The following is a 3,299-nucleotide window of genomic DNA, read 5'->3' as shown; positions in this document are numbered from 1 at the left end:
GAGATACGAGATACGAGATAAATGGGGAGTTTAAAAAGGTTGTTGGGATAAAACAAAGGGAAGAAAAAAAATATCGTGGCATAGCCGGGGGGACTATACCACGGGTGCCAACGACACCTTCGCTTGCTGCCGGAGTGATATAGCAAAGCCATATCACCTCTGGAATAAAATTAAAGAGAAGTAGTTTCTCTTCGATGGAGTAACTATACGTCCAGCTACTTATTTTACTTATAAAATTAACGACAGATACCTATGAGAAAACCGACATTGTCTCAAGTGATTGATAATTAATGATTTGTTTTTGTTTGGGAGGGTTTGTACTAGTGAGGTAGTTCTCGCTAGTTGTTGAAAGTAACGTTTTTGACGTAAACGTTTTTAACGAAACTTACGAGTATGTATTTTCGAAAACATTGATTTCACACAATAGAATTGTGGGCATGTATGTGTATCATGGCGTTAATAACAATCTTTCTCATTATCAGTCACGAATTGGGTACTTATGAAACTCTCACAATTAGAGCAAGGAAAGGCGGCTTCTATTGTTGCACTAACAGGTTTAACACCAGACGTAAGGAAGAAACTTATGGTCATGGGTATGTTGCCAAAAACCGAGGTGACGCTTATCCGCCGTGCACCTATGGGTGATCCGCTTCAAGTTGAAGTGAGAGGTGTTTCTATCGCCATTCGTGAAAGCATTGCAGAACAAATCGAGGTTATCTAAATGGATTATCAAGTTCTTACCGTTGGTAACCCGAATAGTGGTAAAACAACACTGTTCAACGCACTGACTGGTGCTAAGCAGCACGTTGGTAACTGGGTTGGTGTCACTGTTGAAAAGAAGACGGGTTTATACTCGCACGCTGGTGATCAGTTTCAACTAACGGATTTACCGGGTATCTACGCACTAGACAGTGGTAATGATGCGAACAGCATCGATGAGTCTATCGCGTCTCGCGCTGTTTTAACTCACCCAGCAGATGTGATCATCAATGTTGTCGACGCTAACTGTCTAGAACGAAGCTTATATATGACATTACAGCTGCGTGAGTTGGGTCGCCCAATGATCGTTGTGTTGAACAAAATGGATGTATTAAAGCGCGAACGTCAGGTGATTAACCTTAAAGCACTAGAGAAAGAGCTAGGTTGCCCAGTTCTAAGCTTGTCTGCAAACGATAAAGGTCAAGTGGTTCGCTTTAAAGAGCGTCTGCATAAACTGCTTGTTCAAGGTGTGAGCCTTGACCCTATCTCTATTGATTACGATGCCGCGTTAGAAGCTCTTATCCCTTCTGTTGAGTCACAATTTGATGATGCTGACGTATCTCACCGAGCGCTAGCGATTCGTGCTTTAGAAAATGATTACTTGGTATTGAATGGTTTAGCCCCACAAACTCGCACTCAAATTGATAGCGTGCGTCTTGGTGCCGATTTCGATATTGACCTTGCTGTTGCTGACGCTAAATACACTTTCTTACATGACCTTTGTAAACGTGTTCGTCGCAGCGAAGGCAAACTAAGCCGTAACTTTACAGAGAAAGCAGACCAATTCATTTTGAACAAATGGGTCGGTATTCCTTTCTTCTTCGTTATCATGTACCTAATGTTCATGTTCTCTATCAATATCGGTAGTGCGTTTATCGACTTCTTCGATATTGGTGTTGGAGCAATATTAGTTGATGGTGGACACCACTTATTAGATGGCCATTTACCAGTTTGGTTAGTCACTGTACTTGCTGATGGTATTGGCGGCGGTATCCAAACGGTTGCGACCTTTATTCCTGTTATCGCAGCGCTTTACCTATTCTTAGCGGTACTAGAAAGCTCAGGCTACATGGCTCGTGCTGCATTTGTACTTGATAAAGTGATGCAGAAGATTGGTTTACCGGGTAAAGCATTTGTCCCACTTGTACTGGGCTTTGGTTGTAACGTGCCTTCAATCATGGCAACTCGTACTCTTGACCAAGAGCGCGAACGTAAACTAGCAGCATCAATGGCGCCGTTTATGTCATGTGGTGCTCGTTTACCGGTATACGCACTGTTCGCGGCGGCGTTCTTCCCAGGTGCAGGACAAAACGTAGTATTCGCTCTGTACATCATGGGTATCGTTGCTTCTGTATTTACGGGTTTGTTCCTGAAAAACACGATCTACCCAGGTAGCAGTGATAGCTTAGTGATGGAAATGCCAGATTACGAATTGCCGACAGTGCAAAACGTAATGTTGAAAACTTGGCAGAAGCTGAAGCGTTTCGTACTTGGTGCAGGTAAAACAATCGTGATGGTTGTGGCTATTCTTAGCTTCCTAAACTCTCTAGGTATGGACGGCAGCTTTGGTAACGAAGATAGCGAAAACTCAGTACTGTCTAGAGCAGCTCAAGTTGTAACACCTGTATTCCAACCAATTGGTATTACTGAAGAGAACTGGCCTGCAACGGTTGGTATCATCACAGGTATTTTCGCTAAAGAAGCCGTTGTTGGTACATTAAATAGCCTATATACAACGCCTTCTGATGAAGAAGCAGCTGAGTTTGACTTAGCAGCAAGCCTGCAAGAAGCGGTAATGACGATCCCTGAAAACCTAGCCGGATTGAGCTACTCAGATCCATTAGGTATTGAAGTTGGCGACTTGTCTGACTCTAATTCTGTAGCAGCAGACCAAGAAGTCGATACCTCTATCTTTGGTAACTTGAAAGACAAGTTTGTATCTGGTCATGCGGCATTCGCTTACTTGATTCTTATCCTGCTTTACACGCCTTGTGTGGCCGCGATGGGTGCTTATGTTCGTGAATTTGGTCAGACGTTTGCACGCTTCATCGCCGTTTGGACGATGGCTCTTGGTTACTTTGGTGCGACTTTCTACTACCAAGCGGCAAACTTTGCTGCGCATCCTGTGACAAGTGCAGTATGGATGGTGGCGATTGCTGGTGGTTTTGTGGTGACGTATCGCGTCTTCAAGAAAGTGGGCAGTAAGCAGAAAGCACTAGAGGTGCAAGTAGTATGATTTTAACTGAACTTCATCAATACATTGATAGCCACGGCGTTGCGGCTCGTAAAGAGCTCGCTGCAAAGTTTGGCATGAGTGAAGATGGCGTCGATGCGATGCTGAGTGTTTGGGTCAAGAAAGGGAAAGTTTCTCGCTTGGTCGATACGAATAAGCATGGTCATACAACGCGTATTCGCTACACCATCAGCAAACAAGATGGTTTGTCGCTTAACGTGATGATGTAGTTCGGTCTTCAGACTCTCGTTGAAAAAGGCGAGATTAGAAAATGACAAAGCCGCTTATTGAACTGACCCCCAATAGT

The 3,299-nt window shown here is 43.9% G+C and carries 3 protein-coding genes; all 3 read left to right on the top strand.

The genetic code is table 11. The features are described from left to right. Positions 1 to 499: 499 nt before the first annotated feature. The 3 genes from AB4384_RS22115 to AB4384_RS22105 are packed head-to-tail and all read left to right on the top strand — an operon-like array spanning position 500 to position 3,222. Positions 500 to 721 (top strand): FeoA family protein, encoded by a 222-nt coding sequence (locus AB4384_RS22115; protein ID WP_004734203.1) that lies wholly within the window; start codon positions 500 to 502, stop codon positions 719 to 721. Beyond that, positions 722 to 2,995 (top strand): Fe(2+) transporter permease subunit FeoB, encoded by a 2,274-nt coding sequence (gene feoB, locus AB4384_RS22110; protein WP_017061939.1) that lies wholly within the window; start codon positions 722 to 724, stop codon positions 2,993 to 2,995. Next, entirely contained in the window at positions 2,992 to 3,222 is a 231-nt protein-coding gene (locus AB4384_RS22105) for a FeoC-like transcriptional regulator (protein ID WP_017061938.1), read from the top strand. Before feoB ends, AB4384_RS22105 begins: the two co-directional genes overlap by 4 nt. Positions 3,223 to 3,299 lie beyond the last annotated feature (77 nt).

Origin of the sequence: Vibrio sp. 10N.261.51.A4 (assembly GCF_041471945.1) — a bacterium.
In the GTDB taxonomy this organism is placed as follows: Bacteria; Pseudomonadota; Gammaproteobacteria; order Enterobacterales; family Vibrionaceae; genus Vibrio; species Vibrio crassostreae_C.
Note: the sequence above shows the minus strand (reverse complement) of the source record. Positions and strands in the feature narration are given on the sequence as shown.

What these genes read in the sequence shown, in the direction of transcription:
- AB4384_RS22105 (WP_017061938.1), top strand. Translation starts at nt 2,992, where the DNA reads ATGATTTTAACTGAACTTCATCAATACATTGATAGCCACGGCGTTGCG.
- feoB (WP_017061939.1), top strand. Translation starts at nt 722, where the DNA reads ATGGATTATCAAGTTCTTACCGTTGGTAACCCGAATAGTGGTAAAACA.
- AB4384_RS22115 (WP_004734203.1), top strand. Translation starts at nt 500, where the DNA reads ATGAAACTCTCACAATTAGAGCAAGGAAAGGCGGCTTCTATTGTTGCA.